The organism is Belnapia arida (genome assembly GCF_016773205.1).
Lineage (GTDB): Bacteria > Pseudomonadota > Alphaproteobacteria > Acetobacterales > Acetobacteraceae > Belnapia > Belnapia arida.
The window spans coordinates 33,119-53,079 of sequence record NZ_JAETWB010000025.1 but is presented as its reverse complement, the minus strand read 5'-3'; the positions used below and the strand labels follow the sequence as shown (position 1 = coordinate 53,079).

Here is a 19,961-nt window from a genome sequence, read left to right as displayed (position 1 = left end):
ATGCCCTTCACCCCCGTCATCCCTGCCGGCTCCGGCAAGCCGCTCGCGCCCTATTCGCCCGGCGCCTCCGCCGATGGGGTGGTCTATGTCTCAGGCACGCTTGCGCTTGACAAGGAAAACAACGTGGTGGCGCCCGATGATGCCACTGCCCAGACCCAACATGTGCTGGAGACAATCAAATCTGTCATCGAGGCCGCAGGCGGCCGCATGGCCGACATCGCCCTCAACCAAATCTTCCTAAATGACTGGAAGCACTACGCGTCGATGAACGCCGTCTACGCTGAGTATTTCCCGGGTGAAAAGCCGGCACGTTACTGCATCCAATGTGGCCTGGTGAAGCCTGGCGCAGTGGTCGAGATCGCTTCCATCGCGCATCTCGGCACCAAGTGAAGTACCGCCTGACCGGCCAACCGGATGGCGAGGTGGTGGTGCTCTCCGCTGGCCTCGGTGGCGGAGCCGGTTTCTGGGCGCCGCAGGTGCCGACGCTGGAGACGCAATTCCGGGTGCTGCACTACGACCATCGCGGCACCGGCGCCAACCGCGCGGCCCTGCCCGAGGGTTACAGCATTGGCCACATGGCGGATGATGTGCTGGAAATCTTGGATGATGCGGAATGTCCCACCGCTCATATCCTGGGCCATGCGCTTGGCGGGCTGGTGGGCCTGGAACTGGCGCGGCGGGCGCCGGCGCGGGTTGGACGGCTAGTGCTGGTGAACGCCTGGGCCCAAGCCGACCGCCACACCGCCCGCTGCTTCGACGTGAGGCTGGGCGTTCTGGCAAGCCAGGGGACAGGTGCCTATGTGGCCGCCCAGCCCCTGTTCCTGCACAGCGCCGCCTATGCCTCGGCGCATCACGAAAAAATCCTGGCTGAGATCGAGCACGGCACCGCCACATTCCAGGGCGAGGACACGCTGCGCAAGCGCATCGGCGCCCTCCACGCTTTCGACGTTATGACCGATCTGCCAAGCATTCGTCACCCAACGCTGGTCGCGGCTGCGAAGGATGACTTGTTGGTGCCGTACACGGCGTCGGAGGCCTTGGCGGCCGGCCTGCCCAATGCCACGCTCTGGCTCACGGACCATGGTGCGCACGCTTGCACCGTCGAGAACCCCGCCCCCTTCAATGCGGTGATGATGAATTTTTTCAGCGCAACACCCAATGGTTTTCAGCCACTTGCCCTGCCTCCGTAAAAGTGGGTTGCCGCTGATGTAGCCTGACGCCTGCAGCGGTTAGCGTGGTGGGCCAGGATGAGCAGAGCGTGGCGCAGGTGGTGGTGGAAATTAAGGCCGGCGGCCCGGTGGGTCTGCAGCGCCTAATGCGCGCTGAGCCGGATGGTCTCACCATCGTCCTCGGCATTATGGGTGTGCTGGCAGCGGCGATGGTGCTCAACCTGGATAGCGGCTTTGATCCGCGGCGTGACCTAACTGTCTGGTCGCAGAACATTGTTGGGACCCGGTTGGGCTGACGATTGTAGACTATGCTTACCGCTTCGAGCGCTTGACCGCTCGCGCCTCTGGTCGGAGGTAGCCCATGGCGCAGATCCACCCGAATGCCCGGACCACCCCTGCCGTCCGCGCCGAGATTACACGATCCACCGAGCCCTCCGGTGTGCTGGCGCAGCGCTACAGCGTCAGCACCGAGACCATCCGCAAATGGCGCAAGCGCGGCCCTGCCGACTGCCTTGATCGGCCGGCCACGCCGCATAAGTTGCCGTGGAAGGCCAATGACGAGGAACGCGCCGTGGTCTGCGCACTCCGCCGCGCCACCAACTTCGCCCTCGACGACGCCGTGTTGCATTGGTCAGCTGCACCGACGTGCTGGTCCCTGCTTGCGTTCGGGGTCATGCGACGCGGACGTACTCCGGCCGTCCGAGCTCAAGCATATGGTTTAGCACGGTGGCGGCGATGGCCACCTCGGTCGCTTGCCGCCTATCTGTCTGCGAGCGCAGCCCGTCACCAATGACGCGCTTCCATCTTGAGATGTCGGCCTCAACCAGAGCACGCCAGTTATACCCTGGAGCCTTCTGCCAACCCATGCGGCCGCGCTCAGTTATACATCGGAGATGCGTGTCCCGCTGCGTTGGGTGGGACGGCGCGGTTTCGCTTGGTACAGCGTTCGCGCGTGGCGGTACCACCACGACCGCATCGGGATCTCGTGCTGTGACCTCGGCGTAGACGTCGTCGCGGTCGTATGCACCATCACCGGTGAGGGACGCCACGGAACCACCAACCCGCTCGAGCAAAGGGCCGACCTGCGAACCGTCATCGGCCTCCCGGTCCGTCAGGACCGAGGCGACGATCTGACCCGTGTCGGTATCGGTGGCGAGGTGGAGCATCTTCCAGCCCCGGCGCCGCTTGCGGCCATGCTTCCCGATCAGCCACTCGCCTGGGCCGAATAGCCGAAGACCAGTGCTGTCCACCAGCAGGTGCACCGGCTCGCCGCCTGCCTTCGGCTGCACCACCTCCAGCGTCTCGGCACGGCGGCTCAGGGTCGAGTGGTCCGGCACTGCCAGATCGAGACCAAGCAGCTGCAGAAGGGAGCCGATCAGGCCCTCGGTCTGGCGCAGCGCCAGGCGGAACACGGCACGCAGCGTCAGGGCAGTTGCGATCGCCAAGTCCGAGTACTTCGCCTGACCACCCCGGCCCATGCGCGCCTCGGCTCCCCACCCCTCAACCGCCTCGGCCGTGAACCACACGGTGAGGCTGCCGCGGGCGCGTAGGCCGGCGTCGTACTCAGCCCAGTTGGTCACCCTATGGCGCTGCTTGGGGACGTGGTGCCGGCGATCAGCGTTGGACTTGAACGGCACGGCGGGGGTCCCTCACTGCTCGAGGGCTCGCCCCTGCGCCAGCCTACCCGACCGCACCCAAGTGGGCGACCCACGCAACAAGATGGCGTAGCGATACAAGCCAGCGCGGTCCAAGTCGCGGTGACCACGAGGGTCTGAGCGCTGGGAAAGCTCGGCCCGACGGCCTCCACCAAGCGGTACATTTCGTTTGGCCGCTGACGATCGAAGAGCGCCTTCAGGCATTGCGCGAGCGTGAACGCTCCTCCGGAGGATAGCACTATTGCTATTGCCTCGCGCCTCCGCCGCGCCAGGAGCAGGGCAGCGGAGGCAGCAAAGACCACACCGAGAAGCGCAGCCGTACTGCTGGCGACAGCCGCGGCCTGAAACAGGGTCGTCAGCCAGACCGGCCCCGCGACGTTCCGCGGATCGTCATCGGAGCGTGTCCAAGCCAGGACGGCCTCGTCGACTGCCGGTAAGCGATCTGCCACGCCGGCAGTGAGCAGGAAAATGCCGACGCTTATAAGGGGCGCCCGCCAGTATGCCGACCAATCTGACAGAGCGGAACTGGCGCACCTTACCTCACCCATGGCCCGCAACGGTCTTCGAAGACAGACGCCCGGGCGTAGCAGCAGCTTGGAGAGAGAGTTGCGACAGATTGCAGCAATCGCCACCCCGCGGGTAAAGCGGGCCCGATTTGGAAGGAGAATATCCGCAGCCGGCAGTTGCCAGGAGGATGGCACCGAGGAGGTGCACGAGGCGGAGGTTCATGACAGATCCCTTGATGGGTGTGTTAAGGCGCCAGGCGCCGGCAAATTCAGTGCGACGTCGCCCGTGCCGGCCACTTATCTCTGGAAGCCGCAACCTGCTTGCTCACTCCAGGGATGGCTGGATCGATTCTGCTGAGTGAGCATCGCTCACCGATCCTGCCCTCCGAAGTGCGTCGGTTGAGTGATCAGATTGGTCCAGGCTCCTCGGTTATCTTCAGGATGGCGAAGCGGTCGCAGCCCACGATCCCGCCGCCCGCAGCGAGCCGGATCATCCCGCTCCCCGGGCATCGGAGAACGAATGTCATACGGGCATTGTGTTGGCGCGTAGCGCTTGGTGCCTTCGCGCTCTGCTTCGGAGGGACCAGTGCGATCGGCAGGATGGCGCACGCGGCGGCTGTGGGCTGCGGAACTCCACTATCCGCATTCGGGGCAGCACCTGCTCCGTGCTCGAACCTCGGCACGGAGGTCGACGCTACCGAGATCCGACCGGGTTACTTCAATGAACCGGCACCCCGGAAGGACATGAATGCCTGATATCCGAACCCGTACAGGTCACCGTACTTAAGCTTTTTGCCGAAGATCTGCGGAAGCAATCAACTTTAACGCGCGCTGTGCAGGCGCGCTGTCTTCGGGTGCGCATCGCGGTCGACCTTCCGGTGCAGCAGGAATTGTAGCCCGTCAGACTGCTTCAGAACGGTAGCCGTCGACGGCTCGGCGTGGCGCCAGCAGCGCACGGACACGATAATCGGACAGTACGAGCCCGCCCCATAGCGCCGTGCCGAGGACAAGGCAAAGGAGCTGCGGCGGAGAGCCTATCTCCCCGATGCGGACATGCGCGCAGATCGCGCCGCCAAGGAAGGCCGTAGTGAGCAGTGCCCCGAACGGCGCCGTGGCGCGAGCAGCGAGGAGCAGGGCGCAGGTCAGGGTGACGACTGCGATGGCCGGGCCTGCCTGCGGCGGGAAGCCGATGTGGGTGAGCGCAGCAACAAGGAAGGGTGGCGAGACAATCTGAATGAACCCGTCCGTTATAAGGAAGGCCGACACGAGAAGCACGAGGGCACGGCCGATACGCTCGGCGCGACGGTTTATCATTGTGAAGCTCTCTAGCTGAGGGATGAAAGAAGCGGTGTCACGCGCCGGCACTCAGAGGCGAACCGGAGCTGGAGAAAGCGCTACGCTGGTTCCGCCTCGATCATCGGACCCACAAACTCGATGCCGTAGCGTCGCGCGATCTCGGGCAAAGCCGACGGCAGCTGGCCCTCCATCGCTTCGAAGAACCCGTCCATGGCGCTCGGGCTGAAGACACCGAGCATCCGAGCCGGCCGGTTCCCGAAATTGCGGAAGGCGTGGGCGCTGCCCCGCGGGATGAACAACACGCCACCCGGGCCGCTGCGGAAGCGTCGCCCCTCAAGGGCGAAGGTAATCTCGCCCTCGAGAACGTAGAGCAGTTCTTCGATCGTGTGATGGATATGCAGCGGCTGGCCGACCCCGGGCTCGATCTCAGCCTCGGCGCAGGAGAAGTTTTGGCCGGTCTGCTGGCCGTTGACGTGGTGAGCGACGAATTCGCCGGGGAAAGGCGAGAGCCAGCGATGATCTGCCGGATCCCGAAAGAAAGCATTTGAGTAGGCCGTCGTGGTCACGGGGAGCTCCTGATCTACGCCATAGACGGCGCGTTGAAGGGAGGATTTTGGCGTGGGTGAGGGATCCGGTGCTTGCCGGGTCACGCCGTGGATCGTCGAAAACGCCGAGACGGGATCAGTCCGCGGGGTAACAGAAGGTGCTCGATCTAATGCGGATGACGTCGAAGTGGGTCAGCCCGATGTCGCGCAGCATGCGTTCATCCAGCTGAGCGAGTTCGGCTGCACCGCGCGCTATCTGCTGGTGGCGCTCCCAAGCGGTCCAGCCACGCCGGAGTAGGCCCGCGACGAGGTCGCCCAGGCTGGGACGGGGCAAGCTTCGCAGGGTGCGCGGGGGATAATCGGTGAAAACAAGTGTCATTGCTGCGGTCCTGAACTCGGGGCTGGCGTAGGGCTGCGCGCGTCGATGGCGCGGTTATCGGCGTTGGGCCGAGCGGAGGGCGCAGAAACACCGATCCGGGACCGCGGCGATTGCATAGAAGCGCCCTGTTTCGCCTGTTTCGGCCGGTGCGCACCGCTGAGCCTTGCGCGGCGTGGCCGCTGGCCTCAACTAGCGGCGGTCTGCGCTTGACGGCGGACAATCGAGACCATCAGAAACGGTGTCCGTGGAGCGCGGAGCCCATGAGGGTGCCTTCCGAAATGCAGCAACAGCTTCTTTTTGACGGCTCGTCACGGGCGCGCTGTCCCATCAGCACGGCGACCCGACACGCGCGCATTGGCGTGTTCCGGCATCGCCTCGACGGCTCGAGGCAGACGCTCGCGACGGCCCCTGCACAGGATGCGCACCTGCTCATCGTGCAGCTCAAGGAGCACCCGCCGCATGATCTCTGGGTGGGTGGCCAGCACCTGCCAGCTCCGCAGGTCGGGCGAGGCGCCTTGGCGATTCTCGACCTGCGCCGCGAAACGCGGGCGCTCCTGAGCGCGGAGGTCGACAGCCTCCACGTCCACCTGCCGCGCACCGCGCTCGACGACCTCGCCGCAGAAGCCGGCGCGCCGCCGGTGACGAGCTTTTCCACAGGGGAGGAATGGACGTCCGGCGATCAGATCGCTCAGCAGCTCTCCACGTTGCTCGCGCCGGTCGTAGAGGATCCGAACCAAGTGGCACAGGCCTATCTCGATCACGTCGTGCTCGCGATGGCCTCGCACATCGCGGCAACCTACGGTGCGATGCGGCCACGGGAGACCCGCCCCGGCAGTCTCGCACCCTGGCAGCTCAGGCGCGCTCAGGACATGCTCGCGTCCGATCCCACGGACGACGTCTCGCTTCATGAAGTCGCGGACGCCTGCGGCCTGTCCGTCTCGTACTTTTCCCGGGCCTTCAAGGCGACTACGGGAACCACCCCGCACACCTGGCTCCAGTCATGCCGAGTCAACCATGCCAGGGGGCTGCTGCTCGACCAGTCGCTTCCGCTCGCCGAGATCGCCCAGCGCAGCGGGTTTGCTGACCAAAGCCATTTCACCCGAGTGTTTCGTCAGTCCATGGGTTCCACCCCGGGCGCGTGGCGACGGTTGAAACGGGAAAGGTGAGTAGCGGCACGATGCACCGGGCGAACTTCTGGAATCCGGGTCGAAGGACACCGACAACGTAAAGTTCGCTCCCGAGAACAGCGGCAACCGCCCATAGGGTCCACGATGGACACGGAGCGGCCGTTGCAGCGATCGGATGGTTAGGCCTGCTTCCCACCTTTCCCGGCGGGAGCCCAGATCGGTCTACTACCGCCCAAACCCTCCCGATTCAGCCATGGACCCGAGATCAATTGGCGGCACAAATGCTCCGCGCCCGGAGCTTGGGCGTCTCGGTCACATGCGATAAGTGTCGCATTACCATAGGTGCTGCGTCCTTTGCCATTCGCCACAAGTTGCGCATCGATTCGATTAGCGGTTCAGGTAACGTGGCCATAGATGTAGTCTGCCGCCCCGCAGCGGTCGGATCACAAGACTGGTGTGCCAGGCTCAAGCCCGAGCATGACACGGCCGCCAGTCTCGAAGTTGACGCTTTGGACCTGGACGTGCTGCGACGCGGTGTGAACGTCTCGGAAGCAACGCTGTAAGGGGCAACTCTCGTAAACCGAAGTGCCACCGCCAGCATCGTAGACGCCTTGCACCACGGCCTTCGCGGTCTCCGCGACCTGGGCGCAGGCCAAGCGAACTGTTGCCCGCTGCTCCAGGGTTAGTGCTACGCCGGTTGATGTCGCGCTCCAGGCTTCGTCGCAGGCCTCGAACAGAAATGCCCGAGCAGCTCGCAACTGCGCCTCCGCCCGCCCGATAGCGGTCTGGATCACGGGCCTGTCGCATAGCAGGGCCGAGCCGATACGAGGGATTTTACCGGCGCTTAGGTCACGAAACGCGTCAAGGGCGGCACGTGCGATGCCGAGCGGCACAGCCGCGATTGTTGCAGCGAGGAAGGTGTGCCGAGGAAGTGCGTAGAGCGGCCCAGATAGCCGCGGGGGTTCGCTGAACGTCATGGTATGCGATAGCGGCACGAACAGGTCAGCAACGCGATAATCGTTGCTCCCGGTTCCCCGAAGACCGCCGACGTGCCAGGTGTCGATGACCTCGGCCATGGCGGTCGGGAAGAACACAGTCCTTGTCTCTGCCGCTCCGTCCGCCCCCAGGCGGGGTGCGTCACCGTCGAGCACGACGCAGCCCGCGGCCGTCCAGCCGCTGTGCAGGATGCCGCTGGCATAAGCCCAGCGCCCGGTTACCCGGTAACCGCCGGACACCTGGACGGCCTTACCGATGGTTCCCAAGTTTCCTGCCACCACCGCCCGCTCCTCCACAAAGACTTGGTGCGCGAAGTCTCCGGGTAGGAAGCCCGAGAACCAGGTGCAGGCCGCACCATTGGTGACGCACCAAGCAACCGAGCCATCCAACCGGCCTAACGCCTCAACGACGCGGATGAAATCCGTCAGGCTCAACTCGGGGCCACCAAAAGCGCGGGCCAGGCAAAGCGAGAAAAATCCGAGATCCCGCAATGTCTCGACGAGCGATGTTGGCAGTCGGCGCTCTCGATCGAATTCATCCCGCATGCTTGTAATGGCGGGGCCGAGATGATGGGCCGCCTCGATCAACTGTGCTGCCTCGGGCGCAATGGTTGTTCCCACGGTCATGGCCGTCCCCCCCCCGCTAGATGCCCATCGGCTTCATGGCATCACCCCTTCTCAGGAATTCACTTTGCCAAGAACTCGTTCCCGCTTGACCGGATCTCAAGGCTGAGGCCACGTTCATGCCCGTCCTCGATCGTGCTGCTATCCTGTTGCTCACCGGATGCAGACCCATGAGGTTTGTAGAGTGCCGAACTGCAGTTACAGATAGCCGGGGTCGCGGGGCAGGTAGTGTTGCCAGTCGCCGAACGGCTTTGCGGACATCAAAACCATCGGCTCCTCTAACCGGAAGCCAAGCTCCAGCAGCGTCTGCAAGGCACGCTCAGCCTTCCCCGGCACGTTTATCGACAGCTGCGCCGGGTTGCTCTCCAGTGCGCTTCCGATTGCCGCCAGGATCACCGGTCGTGCATCCGTACCAGGCTCGATGGCAAGCGGACCAATATGGCCGGTCGGCGCGACATAGGCGTAGCCGACCGGCCGACCTGCATGCTCGATCTGCGCGGCGCGGACCGTGCCGCTTCCTTGTAAAAAGCGATGATGCGGTTGACGGCGGAAGCCAAGCACTGCCTCATCGAGCCTGCCCACCCAATCCTCAGGCTGCGCTATGGGCACGGTAGCACAATCGGACATTGACAGGCGGGACCGTACACTCGGTGCCGGCGCCGCCAGGCGAAACAGCGGCTCGCGCGGAAACAGTCCGTTCCGGAGATAGAGGCCAGCGGATTTCATGTTGTAGCCGAGTGTGATGAGCGCCCGGTTGGTGGCGCCATGGTGTGCAGCCAGTTCCAATGTTCGCGCCATCAATCCCTGGCCGACGCCGCTGGCCTGCAGGTCGGGCCGAATGAAAAGCTGGGACAGATACCAGAATGCCCCGCAGATCCAACTGAGGCCGAGGCCGACGACGGCTCCGTCGTACTCCGCAACCCATAGGCCTTCGGGGTTCTCTGTCAGACAGAAGGTTTGAAACAGCGGCGGGCTCAGGTTGGTTGGCAGGTTCACGGCATGCCGTTGCCGCAGATCGCTGAAAGCCTGTTGGACGATCTTTGTGGCGGGAACGAGATCGTCAGCGGTCGCCGGCCGGTAGGTGATGCTCATGCCGCACCTCAATCAATTGTGGAATAGCCGGAACGAGTTGGACCAGGATCCAGCAAGGTCGTCGATCGCATCATCCAAGCGCCATTCGCCGGCGCAAAGGAAGCGTTGATTGGTACTCTTGTCTCGTGGGTTGGGGCCGCTTTCTCCTGCGGCGTCGGCCGGTGTCGAAACCCTTAGTGCCTGCCCAAGCGAAAGCTGACGCATTAGCGGCTCAGGCGGACCTTTCTGGATGTCAAAATACCTTACCCGTTGTCCAAAGTGCTCTACTGCGTGTCCGACTTTCAGGCGCAAGCCATTGGCGCAGCAGCAAGTACGAGGAGCGGTGCACGGCTTGGACAGCTAGAAGAACACGCGACAGCCCCGTAGTTGGAGCCTAACAGGCCTTTGTCACTTGCGATCGCTGGTTATCGCAAGGAAGGATGTAGCCATGCGGAACAAAGTCAGTTCTACGAACTTGACTGCTCAGGAGCTATTGAACCCAGACAACTTTCCAGGTCGATGATTGGGAGCTCCTGATGCCAGGCCCTCGCCAAGTTGGTGTTGAGAACTACCGGGACCATCGGATTGAGGTGCAAGACGATGGCGCGGAAGGCTGGATGTTGACCATCTTCGAACCGAACACCTACGAAACATCAACCCTGCGATGCAGTGTGCCCGATGGCCTGGCGGTGTTGCTCGATGAAGCACGCTCCCGCGTCGACCGTCGCCTGGACGGCCAAGCATGGCACCACGAGCGGCACTGAGGGTGAGTGGCCCAAAGCCATTTCCAGTTGGGTGCCCATGGACTACCTAGCTTCCTCGGGAGCCGGAAGGGGCTTGTTGCTGCGAATGCATTAACCCCGCGTCGCGGTAGGACAGGCCGGGGCCGGATGGCCCCCTCTCAGCCCTTCTCCAGCATCGCCCAGGCCCGCATCACCGCCCCGCACATCGCCAGCGGCTCCGTCGCGCGTCATTCATGGTGGGGTAGCGCCGGCGGCGGCGTTGACCGACATCCACAACATGAGCCTGCCGCCCGACAACCAAAAATTGCCCGCGAAGCCGAAGATCTCGCCCGAGGAACGCCGGCGCCGTGACGCCGACCGGTTGAAGGCCATCCGGTTGCGGATGGCGATCGGCCGGGAGTTGGAAAGCCAGGGCATCACCACCGCTGCCGGGATTGGTGAGGCTCTTGGAATACCACCGGCTGAAGCGATGGCCCTGCTGACGCGGAAACAGCAGCGGGAGGGAGATATGGCGCGGCTCGAGGCTGCGGCGGCCCGGTTGGGGGTGCGAGTACCGGAACCAGCAAGCAGCGGCTGGCCGAGCTGAACAGCGCCGCTGCTGCTGCGGCACGCTCGTGAACCTGCCCGGGTGGCGTTGGCGGGCTGGTCATCATCGAGAAGTCTACTCGCCTCAAAGATCGCCCCGACGCCTCGCGCCGGGCCGCGCGGCGCACCCCTGCGCAGTGGCACCGATTCTGCTTTCCTGCCCTCGACCGGAGAACCAACGCATGGACATCGCCCTCTTCAACCTCATGTCCCAGAACAGAGCGGATGAGACGCCGTCCGCGATCCTCGGCATGACAGTGGAGTTGGTCCGGCTCGCCGAGCAGCTGGGCTTCGACGGCACCTGGTTCGCCGAGCACCACTTCACCAGCCACTCGGTCTGCCCCTCCCCCCTGATGATGGTCGCGCATTGTGCGGCGGTGACGCAGCGCCTCCGCCTCGGTCCGGCCGTGGTGGTGCTGCCGCTCCACCATCCGCTGCGGGTGGTGCAGGAGTTGGGCATGCTTCAGGCGCTGACCGGCGGCCGGGTCCAGCTCGGCCTCGGCACCGGCCATCAGCCGCATGAATTCCATACCTATGGCGTTCCGATGGCCGAGCGCACCGCCATCCTGGAAGAGGGCTGGGATATCCTGGAGCGCGGGCTGACCAAGGGCCTCGTCGGCCATGAAGGCCGCCACTATCGGATCCCGGAGGCCCCGATCGCCGCCTTTCCCGGCCAGATGCCGCCCATCTTCCTGGCCGGCGGCGAGCCGAAGCTGCTCCAGCGCGCCGCGCGTGCCGGCGGCTCCCTCTTCATCAGCCAGGGCCATCGCCGGGCGGCGGCGGCGCTGCCGATGCGGGACAAGCTCCTCGCGGCCCTCCGCGCTGGCGGGCTGCCCGATTCCGCGCTCCGCCTCGCCATCCAGCGCTACGTCTTCGTCACCGCCGACGCGGCGGAGCAGCGCCAGGCCGCGGAGGGCATGCTGCGCTTCATCCGCACCACCCTCTCGCTGCGCGACGCGGTGCCGCCGCGCGACGGCGCCTTCATGCGCTCCGTTCCCTTCGAGGGCGAGCCAAGCATCGACTGGCTGCTGGAGAACGCCCCGATCGGCTCCGCTGAGCTGGTGGCCGAGCGCTTGGCCGAAGACTTCACGCTGCTCTCACCGACCCATTGGAGCCTCTACATGGGGTTCAGTGGCCTCCCCGCACCACGCGTGATCGCCTCGCTGGAACGCTTCGGGGAACGGGTTCTGCCCGTGCTGCGGCAGTTGGCGCCAGCCCCTGCCCGCCTGGCTTCGTAGCACCTGTGGCGCCGGGAGGCTTCGCCTCCCGGAACCTCCTCTGGAGTGGCATCGGCCACCCCCGGCCCGGCGCCCGGCCTGGGATGGAGCACCGGCTTTCGCACGGGCAGCCTCCGACGCTACTGCTGGCGCGCGCCCGAACGCTGCACCACGCCGGCCCAATGCGGGATATCTGCGGCCAGCCGCTTCCGCATCGCCTCAGACCCACCGAGCATCATCGTGAAGCCCATTCCCTCCATCCGCGCCCGCACCTCGGGCGTGTCCGTCACCTTCGTGATCGCGGCGTGCAGGCGGTCGATGATTGGCTTCGGTGTCCGGGCCGAGACGACGATCCCGTACCAGGTGGTGCTCTCGAAGCCCGGCATGCCGCAGGCCTCCGCGATGGTGGGGATCTCTGGCAGGGTCGGCATGCGCTCGGCCGAGGTGATGCCAAGCAGGCGCACGCGGCCCAGGCGCCAATCATCCAGCACCGGGCCGGACTGGTAGAAAAACAGGTCCGCATCGCCCTGGTAGAGGGCGGTCATTGCGAACGGGCCTCCGCGATAGGGCACGTGCAGCATGTTGATGTTCGCTGCGGTCGCGAACTGCGCCGCGGCGAGATGCGTGGAAGCCCCAATACCGCTGCTGGCGTAGTTCAGCTTGCCCGGAGCGGCGCGCGCCGCTCCGATCAGCGCCTGGCAATCCGTGAAGTGCGGCCGCTTTTCCGCGCTGACCACCATCACATTGGGTACCTCGAACAGGCTCATCACCGGCGCCAAGTCGGTCTGCGTGTCGATCGGCATGGAGGGCAACACGGCGCGGTTGATCGCCAGCATGGCCGAGGTGGCGGCCAGCACAACATGTCCGTCCGGCGCGGAACGGGCCGTGGCTTCCATGGCGATGTTGCCCGAGGCCCCGCTGCGCGCCTCCACCACCATCGGCACGCCCAGCTCGGCCGCGAGCGGCTGCTGGATCAGGCGCCAGTAAATGTCGGCCTGGGTGCCGGCGGGAAAGCCGCCCAGCAGAAGGATGGGGCGCCCCGGCGTCGGGAACTGCTGCGCACGCGCCATCGGGACCGCCAGCAGAAGAGCCGCCGCAGCGAGAAGAAACCGGCCTAGCATCTCAACCTCCTCGGTTGGTTCAGGCCGTCTGACGGGCGTATGGCCGGATTATTAGCCTTCTTCCACGATCAGTATGGCGGCTGCGCGAGTGGGATCAAGCGGCGCAGTTGGCCATTGCCACTTAAGGCGACGAAGAAGCGCCGCGTCCCCCCGCCTGCTGGCGCCACCAGCCGCCGCTGACCAGGGAAGGCGCGGCCTCCGGATCGCCAGGGCGGGGGAAGACATTCAGGTGGAAGTCGCCAGTGCGGAAGACCATGTTCCAGAAGGGGAAGAGCACGGCGAAGTTCCGGCCGCTCCCCCCGGCTGAGAGGCCCGGCCTATTCCTTTTCCGTCTCAGCCCTTTGCCACCATCGCCGAAGCCCGCATTGCCGCCCCGCACATGGATAGCGCAGGGTCTGCCCCCATTGCCCATGGTGCGGGTAGCGCATTCCGTCCGCCTCAAGACCTGCCTGGCGACACGGCGCATAGACCCAGCCCGCGACCGGGGTGGCGGGCATCCACACTCGAACCCCGGTGGCAGCAGGGTCTGCGCCGCCGACTCGCTGGTGGTGTGGGCCTGCACAGGCCCAGCCCGGTCCAGCGCGGCGTGGATGGCCTGGTCTGCCGCGTCGCTGCCGGTCTCGACCTCGGCCAGGCGGTCCGCGATGCGAATCAGGCGGTCAAAGCGCGCCTGGGTCACGGCGTCTGGGGAGGTGTGGCGTGGGCGCCCCCAGTGAAACCCACTCCAGGGTCGCGGCAAGTGCGCGTCGCCAGCGGCCACTCCCAAACCACGACGGTGTCAGGCGGCTGTCCCCACGGCCTCCCGGGCCAGCTCCAGGTCATGGGCTACCTGGAGGTTCATCCAGAACTCCGGCGTAGTGCCGAAGCACCGGGCCAGCAGGAGCGCAGTCTCTGCCGTGATGGCACGCTCGCCGTTCAAGATTCCGGTGATCCGGTTGGGCGGCACGCACATGTCCCGCGCCAGCGCCCGGGCGGACAGGCCCATGGGCTTCATGAACTCCAAGCCCAGCACGTCGCCCGGCAGCACCGGCGCTAGCCGCTCCCCGTCCGTCACATCGGACAGGTCCAAGTCCGCAAGTTCCTCGCGGCGGATACTCATTGGGCGTCCATCCCTCCAAATGGGCCGGGCACAATTGCCCCTTGCCCAACCACCGGGGCTACTCCCCTCAGTGGTAGTCGGTAACTTCAACCTCGTACGCACCTCCGTCGCGCCAGACAAAACAGACGCGCCACTGGTCATTAACCCGGATGCTGTGCTGCCCCTTCCGGCTTCCTGTCAGAGGCTCCAGCCGGTTGCCCGGTGGCACTCGCAGGTCATCCAGGCGTACAGCCGCGTCCAGCATTCGAAGCTTCCGCCGCGCCACGTTGACCACGTCCACCGGAAAGCCCTTGGGCAGCTTCCCCAGGAACACCGCTGCCGTGCGCTTGTCCTGAAAGCTTTCGATCATAGCCCGTTATGAGACGCATAACGCCGTTATGTCAAGCATAACATATGGCCGATTGCTTCAGCGCTGGGATGGCCGTTCATTCTGGCGGTCAAAATCTGATGCTTGGTACCCGACAGCCGCTGTTACATGCTTTGGGGCGAGGAGCGCGAGCGATGACCGGCCAGACAACACTAACGGGTGGCTGCCTATGCAGCGCGGTCCGCTACGAGGCGACCGGCACGCCGGGGCTGACCCTCATCTGCCATTGCCGGATGTGCCAACGGGCGTCAGGCGGTCCGTTCATGGGGGTACTCTTCCTGCCCTCTGAAGCGGTGCGGGCGACCGAGGGAGAGCCGCTCATCTACCGCTCGTCGCCGACCTCGAACCGGCACTTCTGCGGCCGGTGCGGCTCGCAGCTGTTTTTCGAGCGGCATACCCGCGCGTTAATGGGGCTCACCGTTGGCTCGCTCGACAAGCCTGACGGCTTCAAGCCGCAGATGCACCTCTGCGTGGAGAGCGCCATGGCGTGGCTTGACATCCGCGACGACGCTCCGCGCCACGCCAAAAAGCCCGAAGGGATGACGCCGCCCGTCGAGTACGACCCGCTTACCGGCCGCACGCGCCCGCCGGAGCCCCACGAAACGCGACCGGAGAGGTAAGCCCCACCTGGACAAGCGCCTCCACGACGGCGGGTACCATCTGTCTGACGCGCACCACTAGGTTTGGGCAGTGGCCGCGCCGACTGCGGCAGCGGCATATCACATGCGGTAATCCCCCCTTACCGCAAGTGATCCAGGGCTTGCCGCAATCGCAATACGTCCGCAGTTTTCAGCGGCTTAAGGCGGGCTTGCGAGCGGCAGGGAGCCCTTGTGGGACGCCGGCAAGTGCAGCCAGCCTGCGTTCCGTGTTGCCTGTTCCATCCACCACGCACAGCTCGAGCCGCTAGCATTGCGCTTCAATGGCTAGCAGCGATCGCCTGCCGTGTTGGTCAGGTCCGAGATCAGGTTCGGATGTCACAACTATAGGCGGTGCACGCGTGCCTCGTCACATGCCTTGCCCAAGAGCTGCTTTCGAATGGGCCTCGCGGCAATCTGCCAAAAATCAGGTTCAAGCGAGACGAAACCGAGGATCTCGGGGGTGGGTGTGACGTCCAAACATCCCGTTCTGAATTCGTAAGAAGAAATTCAGCACAACCACACGTTTCCGTGATTGCAATTTATGGTTGATAAATGTACATCCCATTCCACCGAAGATGGTCACATGTTTGTGATCAACAATCCTGGAGACAACCGATGGCTGCGACCCCCGGCGCAATCAGCACAGACGCCAACGGCAATCAGTATAAGGTCGTACTTGCCGACGATTTCAGCGCCGGTTTCAAACATACCAACTGGGGCTCAGCCTATGACGGCGGCGTCTACAGCAACGGCGCCTTCCGCTGGAGCGCCAGCGACGTCAAGGTTGCCAGTGGCGAGATGCAGGTCAGCGAGACCCGCCACGCCAACGGCAGCTGGAGTGCGGGCGGCTTCAACAGCAAGGCGGCCGGCGTCACCATCACATACGGCACCGTCGAGTTTGACGCCCGCGTCGAAACCGCGCAGGGCACTCAGGCCGCCATCCTGATGTGGCCGAAATCGGATGTCTGGCCGCGCGACGGCGAGATCGACATCCTCGAGACGCCGAAGGGCACGGCCCTGCATACGGTGCATTGGGCTGGCGCCAACAACCAGGATGTCTACAGCAGCAAGCTCAGCGGCATCGATACCAACCAGACCCACCACTACAAGATGACTTGGCTGCCGAACCTCATCAAAGTCGAGGTGGACGGCAAGGTCACCGCTTCCTGGACCAATCCGGACCTTATCCCGGACGGCCCGATGGGCTTCGGCGCAATGGGCTATGTCGCCAACAACAGCCAAGCCTGGCTGGGTGGCGGGCCCGACAGCTCGACGCCGAGCAAGGTCACCACGCATATCGATAATGTGGTGATGTCGCAATGGACTGGCACTGCGCCGACGGGCGGCGGCAACACGGCACCAACCAACCCAACCCCGGTCAAGACGACCCTTGGGTCCGGCAGCGACACGCTCGTGCTGAAGGTCAGCCAGGATGCCTACAAGGGCCACGCGCAGTACACGATCAGCGTCGACGGCAAGCAGATCGGCGGTACGCAGACCGCCAGCGCCTCGCATGCCGCTGGCCAGGATGACATCGTCACAGTGAAAGGTGACTGGGCCTCAGGCAGCCACAAGGTCACCGTCAACTTCCTCAACGATGCCTATGGCGGCAGCGCCGCCGCCGACCGCAACCTGCATGTCGACGGCATCACCCTCAACGGCACTGCGCTGCGCAAGGGTACCGCGGACCTCGGCGCGAATGGCCCGATGGATTTCGGCTTCACCAAGGCCGTTCCACCGAGCCCGGCACCCATGCTCCAGAGCCCCGTTGTGGTGAAAACCATTGGAGTTGGTAGCGACACGCTCGTGCTGAAGGTCAGCCAAGATGGCTACAAGGGCGACGCGCAGTACACGATCAGTGTCGATGGCAAGCAGATCGGTGGCATGTTGACCGCCGGTGCCTCGCATGCCACGGGCCACGATGACATCATCACCGTCAAGGGTGACTGGACCGCTGGCACCCATAAGCTCGCTGTTAACTTCCTGAATGATAGCTATGGCGGCAGTGCTGCCGCTGACCGCAATCTGCATGTAGACGGCATCACCTACAATGGCGCCGTTGTCGCCAAGGGCACTGCCGATCTGCACAGCAACGGGTCGGTCGCTTTCAGCTTCGTCGACCTATCCAACACTGCGCATGCCAACTCCGACATGCTCTTCGCCTGAGAAAGCTGCAGGGTGGGTCACACGATCCGCCTTGCTGATGAGCAAAGGTATTGCGTTCTCAGCGCCGCAAGTTGTCTGTGTTATGCAAGGATAAGACCGTGTTCATGTCGCATCGCATTCTGATTGTCGAAGATGATGCTGCTTTGCGGGCCACCCTGGCTGAGCAGATCTGCCTCGATGGTGAGTTCAGCGCTGTCGAAGCGGACAGCGCCGGCTCCGCCGAAGCTGTGCTAGCCGACGGGCGCTGCCAGTTTAGTGCCATCTTACTCGATGTGGGCTTGCCCGATGCCGACGGCCGTAACCTTTGCACCAAGCTGCGGCGCGAGGGCTACCGCATGCCCATCATCATGCTGACCGGCGCTGATACCGAAGCGGATGTGATCCGCGGCCTCGATGCCGGAGCGAACGACTACATCGTCAAGCCCTTCCGCCTTCCCGAGTTGCTGGCACGGCTGCGGGCTCAAGTTCGGCTGTTCGACAGCTCCGAACACGCCTCCCTCAGTATCGGATCCTATGTCTTCCGGCCCGGTGCAAAGCTCCTGCTGGAGCCGGCGCGCAACCGCAAGGTCCGACTGACCGATAAGGAGAACAGCATCCTCAGGTTCCTGTATCGCCTTGGCGGTAAGCCGGCGCCGCGCCAAACGCTGCTGCACGAGGTGTGGGGATATAGCAGCTCTGCCGACACTCACACGGTGGAGACGCATATCTATCGTCTGCGCCAGAAAATCGAGGCCATCCCCAGCCAGCCGCAACTGCTGCTGACCGCACCTGGCCGCTGCTACAAGCTTAATGTCGCTGCAGCTTCGGGCGTAGCAGGCGAAGCCGCCCTTTTTCAGCAGATCTGAGCCGCCCCCACATCAGGAGACCCGGGCCATGGCTGACATTTTGCCCTTTTCCGTGCAGCGCCGTGCGGGGGCGGCGCATTATCGTCGCCAGCCGCTGTCCCAACCGGCAAGGGCAGGGGATGATTTGGACGCCAGCATCTCCGTCGAACCGGCTGCAGCAGACTGTTCTGACCTTGGTGCGGTGGCCAGCTTGGCCGAGGCGCCGTCCCGTACACTGGCCGCCCTGACCGGCAAGGTGGAAGTATTGGTGAGCCGCCTCGCAGATGAGGATGCCGATGCTGGATTGTGTGTGGCTGAGGCAAAGCTGCTTCGCTCAGTGCTCCAGGATCTCCGGGCATTTGCGGCAGCGTCGGCGGCCAGCCTGCTCACCAATGTGCAGCAGGCGACCTGACGCAGCAACCTCGGCCTGCGGCATGGCTTCCCCGGTGGGGAGCCATGCCGAGCTTGGGCATGCGCCGTTCAGATCCCGAAGGCTCCGCTGAAAGGCGACACCTTCAGCAGGTTCCGCCTGGGAGCATTAACGGTAGGTCGATCTCTGACCAGTTGCGTATCTGCTCCTCGGTCAGGACCACGACCGTTTTGATCTCCTGCATCTCACCATCCGCCCAGATCCAGGCGAGGGTGCTGACCTGCTGGCTCTCGGGCCTAATCGGCCACCAGGGCTCCACAGCGATCTGCCATGCCTCGCCGGGACCGGTAAGGCCACTGTTGCTGAAGGAAGGGCTCTGCATTCGCTGTCACCTCCTAGATCGAGAGACCAGCTTGAACCTCAATCAACAAACCAGCAACGCGAATTTGAGGGTTCTATAGCCTCTTATGCGACAACTACGTCCTGATCTGAGGGCAGTATGTCGGACCGGATTGGATATGACCGGTCACCCATGCAACATATTTGGTGCGCTGCGGCTTGTATGCAGGCCAGCCGCCTGCGCTACCGCTTCGGCATTCCCTCAGTCGCGCCCGCCATTTGAGTAAGAGTTTTCGCCAGAATGGCTGCTCCAGGCCGGGAGACTAGAAGAGCCGTGCTGGCGGCCGACGGATGACGGAACTGCAGCAGAATGCGCCCGTCCTTTAATACGGTGGCCATGCAGCCAACGGTATCGAGTGGCGGCTTATCAGCCAGGACAACAGCCTTGCCGTGCGGATCACCGCGCTCCTGGCGCAAGCGATGCACATCATCAGCGGCGGCCCGTAAGCGAACCAGCAGCGCCTCTGCCGCAGCGAGCGAGATGGACAGGGGCACCGGTCCACCCGCAGTCTGCATTGTCATCGTGACCTCGTCGGGGCTGAGGATCACGTCATCCGAAACCCCAATGACGGTTTGGCCAGTCATTCTTGTCTCCGCTTGGAATGCTGGCACATCGCGCTGGGTACCTCTCCGCCTTACAGGTGCTGCATGCAAGTGCCAACGCGCCAGCACCGGACATCAACGGCAGAAACAGCACAAGGGAACAGCAATATGCGAACCACCCCGTTTCGATCGTCTTGCTAGCCAAGCAAGGCTTTTCTCACAACAGTGTCGAGATCTATCACGCCGCCCGCTACCAGAATGTTTGTTTGAATTGGAGTTATGAACGCGTCGGCTGCAAGATCAACTGGCGCGCAGTAGTTCAGTTTATTATGACACTTCCAAATCAATTCAAATAATTTGCATAGTTTTTTTATTATGACTTGGCCGGCGTCTTGGCTCTGACCGCATATTGGTGGGAGGGCGCCGACTTGTGCCGCTTTGCCTTGCTCCCTGGCGACCCGCCCAGATGGGCACCAGACCGCGGCGGCCCAGGGTCGATGGCCGAGCTTGACCTGTTCGCCC

General features: G+C 64.2%; 24 protein-coding genes and 1 pseudogene. 13 read left to right on the top strand and 12 right to left on the bottom strand.

The genetic code is table 11. The features are described 5' to 3' along the window. The 4 genes and pseudogenes from rutC to JMJ56_RS34185 form a co-directional block, all read left to right on the top strand. The gene (gene rutC, locus JMJ56_RS25550) at window positions 1–390 is read left to right on the top strand and encodes a pyrimidine utilization protein C (protein ID WP_202834590.1); all 390 of its coding nucleotides are present in this window, start codon (window positions 1–3) and stop codon (window positions 388–390) included. Beyond that, complete coding sequence (gene rutD / locus JMJ56_RS25545; RefSeq protein ID WP_407927949.1) at window positions 387–1,190, top strand: pyrimidine utilization protein D; 804 nt, start codon at window positions 387–389, stop codon at window positions 1,188–1,190. Before rutC ends, rutD begins: the two co-directional genes overlap by 4 nt. Before the next feature lie 68 nt (window positions 1,191–1,258). After that, window positions 1,259–1,465: a tripartite tricarboxylate transporter substrate-binding protein gene (locus JMJ56_RS34975; RefSeq protein ID WP_202834588.1), complete on the top strand. Its 207-nt coding sequence runs from the start codon at window positions 1,259–1,261 to the stop codon at window positions 1,463–1,465. Between the two features lie 65 nt (window positions 1,466–1,530). Further along, window positions 1,531–1,785 (top strand): annotated as a pseudogene (locus JMJ56_RS34185) (IS481 family transposase); the annotation flags it as partial. 55 nt (window positions 1,786–1,840) lie between these two features. Here JMJ56_RS34185 and JMJ56_RS25535 read toward each other — a convergent pair. The 4 genes from JMJ56_RS25535 to JMJ56_RS35650 form a co-directional block, all read right to left on the bottom strand. Next, complete coding sequence (locus JMJ56_RS25535) at window positions 1,841–2,806, bottom strand: IS5 family transposase (protein ID WP_202834587.1); 966 nt, start codon at window positions 2,804–2,806, stop codon at window positions 1,841–1,843. Window positions 2,807–4,230: 1,424 nt separating this feature from the next. Continuing rightward, entirely contained in the window at window positions 4,231–4,644 is a 414-nt protein-coding gene (locus tag JMJ56_RS25530) for a DoxX family protein (RefSeq protein WP_202834586.1), read from the bottom strand. 80 nt (window positions 4,645–4,724) lie between these two features. Next, window positions 4,725–5,192, bottom strand: coding sequence for a cupin domain-containing protein (locus JMJ56_RS25525; RefSeq protein ID WP_202834585.1), 468 nt, complete (start codon window positions 5,190–5,192; stop codon window positions 4,725–4,727). A gap of 115 nt (window positions 5,193–5,307) precedes the next feature. Then, complete coding sequence (locus JMJ56_RS35650) at window positions 5,308–5,550, bottom strand: DUF1127 domain-containing protein (RefSeq protein ID WP_202834584.1); 243 nt, start codon at window positions 5,548–5,550, stop codon at window positions 5,308–5,310. Window positions 5,551–5,810: 260 nt separating this feature from the next. Between JMJ56_RS35650 and JMJ56_RS25515 the strand changes: the two genes are divergently transcribed. Continuing rightward, window positions 5,811–6,716: a helix-turn-helix transcriptional regulator gene (locus JMJ56_RS25515; protein ID WP_202834583.1), complete on the top strand. Its 906-nt coding sequence runs from the start codon at window positions 5,811–5,813 to the stop codon at window positions 6,714–6,716. A 404-nt stretch (window positions 6,717–7,120) separates the two neighbouring features. Here JMJ56_RS25515 and JMJ56_RS25510 read toward each other — a convergent pair whose 3' ends face one another. After that, on the bottom strand, window positions 7,121–8,299 hold the full coding sequence (locus JMJ56_RS25510) for an acyl-CoA dehydrogenase family protein (RefSeq protein WP_202834582.1): 1,179 nt from the start codon (window positions 8,297–8,299) through the stop codon (window positions 7,121–7,123). 195 nt (window positions 8,300–8,494) lie between these two features. After that, window positions 8,495–9,388 carry a GNAT family N-acetyltransferase gene (locus JMJ56_RS25505; protein ID WP_202834581.1) on the bottom strand — a complete coding sequence of 298 codons (894 nt, stop codon included), beginning with the start codon at window positions 9,386–9,388 and terminating at the stop codon, window positions 8,495–8,497. Window positions 9,389–9,903: 515 nt separating this feature from the next. Between JMJ56_RS25505 and JMJ56_RS25500 the strand changes: the two genes are divergently transcribed. The 3 genes from JMJ56_RS25500 (at window position 9,904) to JMJ56_RS25490 (ending at window position 11,933) form a co-directional block, all read left to right on the top strand. Next, window positions 9,904–10,131, top strand: coding sequence for a hypothetical protein (locus tag JMJ56_RS25500; protein WP_202834580.1), 228 nt, complete (start codon window positions 9,904–9,906; stop codon window positions 10,129–10,131). 238 nt (window positions 10,132–10,369) lie between these two features. Next, window positions 10,370–10,696 (top strand): hypothetical protein, encoded by a 327-nt coding sequence (locus JMJ56_RS25495; RefSeq protein WP_202834579.1) that lies wholly within the window; start codon window positions 10,370–10,372, stop codon window positions 10,694–10,696. Between the two features lie 181 nt (window positions 10,697–10,877). Further along, on the top strand, window positions 10,878–11,933 hold the full coding sequence (locus JMJ56_RS25490) for an LLM class flavin-dependent oxidoreductase (protein WP_202834578.1): 1,056 nt from the start codon (window positions 10,878–10,880) through the stop codon (window positions 11,931–11,933). 119 nt (window positions 11,934–12,052) lie between these two features. Here the strand turns inward: JMJ56_RS25490 and JMJ56_RS25485 are convergent, their stop codons facing one another. From JMJ56_RS25485 to JMJ56_RS25470, 4 genes are all read right to left on the bottom strand, one after another. Continuing rightward, complete coding sequence (locus JMJ56_RS25485) at window positions 12,053–13,033, bottom strand: Bug family tripartite tricarboxylate transporter substrate binding protein (protein WP_202834577.1); 981 nt, start codon at window positions 13,031–13,033, stop codon at window positions 12,053–12,055. Window positions 13,034–13,154: 121 nt separating this feature from the next. Continuing rightward, a complete protein-coding gene (locus tag JMJ56_RS25480) occupies window positions 13,155–13,310 on the bottom strand; it encodes a hypothetical protein (protein WP_202834576.1) in 156 nt (51 codons plus the stop codon). A gap of 501 nt (window positions 13,311–13,811) precedes the next feature. Further along, on the bottom strand, window positions 13,812–14,132 hold the full coding sequence (locus JMJ56_RS25475) for a HigA family addiction module antitoxin (protein WP_202834575.1): 321 nt from the start codon (window positions 14,130–14,132) through the stop codon (window positions 13,812–13,814). A gap of 67 nt (window positions 14,133–14,199) precedes the next feature. Next, a complete protein-coding gene (locus tag JMJ56_RS25470; RefSeq protein WP_202834574.1) occupies window positions 14,200–14,481 on the bottom strand; it encodes a type II toxin-antitoxin system RelE/ParE family toxin in 282 nt (93 codons plus the stop codon). 152 nt (window positions 14,482–14,633) lie between these two features. Here JMJ56_RS25470 and JMJ56_RS25465 point away from each other — a divergent pair, with 152 nt between their 5' ends. The 4 genes from JMJ56_RS25465 (at window position 14,634) to JMJ56_RS25450 (ending at window position 18,539) form a co-directional block, all read left to right on the top strand. Beyond that, window positions 14,634–15,119 (top strand): GFA family protein, encoded by a 486-nt coding sequence (locus JMJ56_RS25465; RefSeq protein ID WP_202834573.1) that lies wholly within the window; start codon window positions 14,634–14,636, stop codon window positions 15,117–15,119. Window positions 15,120–15,752: 633 nt separating this feature from the next. Continuing rightward, window positions 15,753–17,303, top strand: a complete 1,551-nt coding sequence (locus JMJ56_RS25460; protein ID WP_202834572.1) for a carbohydrate-binding domain-containing protein — start codon at window positions 15,753–15,755, stop codon at window positions 17,301–17,303. A gap of 104 nt (window positions 17,304–17,407) precedes the next feature. Then, window positions 17,408–18,148 (top strand): response regulator transcription factor, encoded by a 741-nt coding sequence (locus tag JMJ56_RS25455; protein ID WP_202834571.1) that lies wholly within the window; start codon window positions 17,408–17,410, stop codon window positions 18,146–18,148. 28 nt (window positions 18,149–18,176) lie between these two features. Then, window positions 18,177–18,539: a hypothetical protein gene (locus JMJ56_RS25450; protein ID WP_202834570.1), complete on the top strand. Its 363-nt coding sequence runs from the start codon at window positions 18,177–18,179 to the stop codon at window positions 18,537–18,539. 103 nt (window positions 18,540–18,642) lie between these two features. Here JMJ56_RS25450 and JMJ56_RS25445 read toward each other — a convergent pair whose 3' ends face one another. After that, complete coding sequence (locus JMJ56_RS25445; RefSeq protein ID WP_202834569.1) at window positions 18,643–18,879, bottom strand: hypothetical protein; 237 nt, start codon at window positions 18,877–18,879, stop codon at window positions 18,643–18,645. A gap of 200 nt (window positions 18,880–19,079) precedes the next feature. After that, window positions 19,080–19,481 carry a hypothetical protein gene (locus tag JMJ56_RS25440; protein ID WP_202834568.1) on the bottom strand — a complete coding sequence of 134 codons (402 nt, stop codon included), beginning with the start codon at window positions 19,479–19,481 and terminating at the stop codon, window positions 19,080–19,082. Between the two features lie 17 nt (window positions 19,482–19,498). Between JMJ56_RS25440 and JMJ56_RS25435 the strand changes: the two genes are divergently transcribed. Further along, complete coding sequence (locus tag JMJ56_RS25435; RefSeq protein WP_202834567.1) at window positions 19,499–19,795, top strand: hypothetical protein; 297 nt, start codon at window positions 19,499–19,501, stop codon at window positions 19,793–19,795. The last annotated feature ends 166 nt before the right edge of the window (window positions 19,796–19,961 follow it).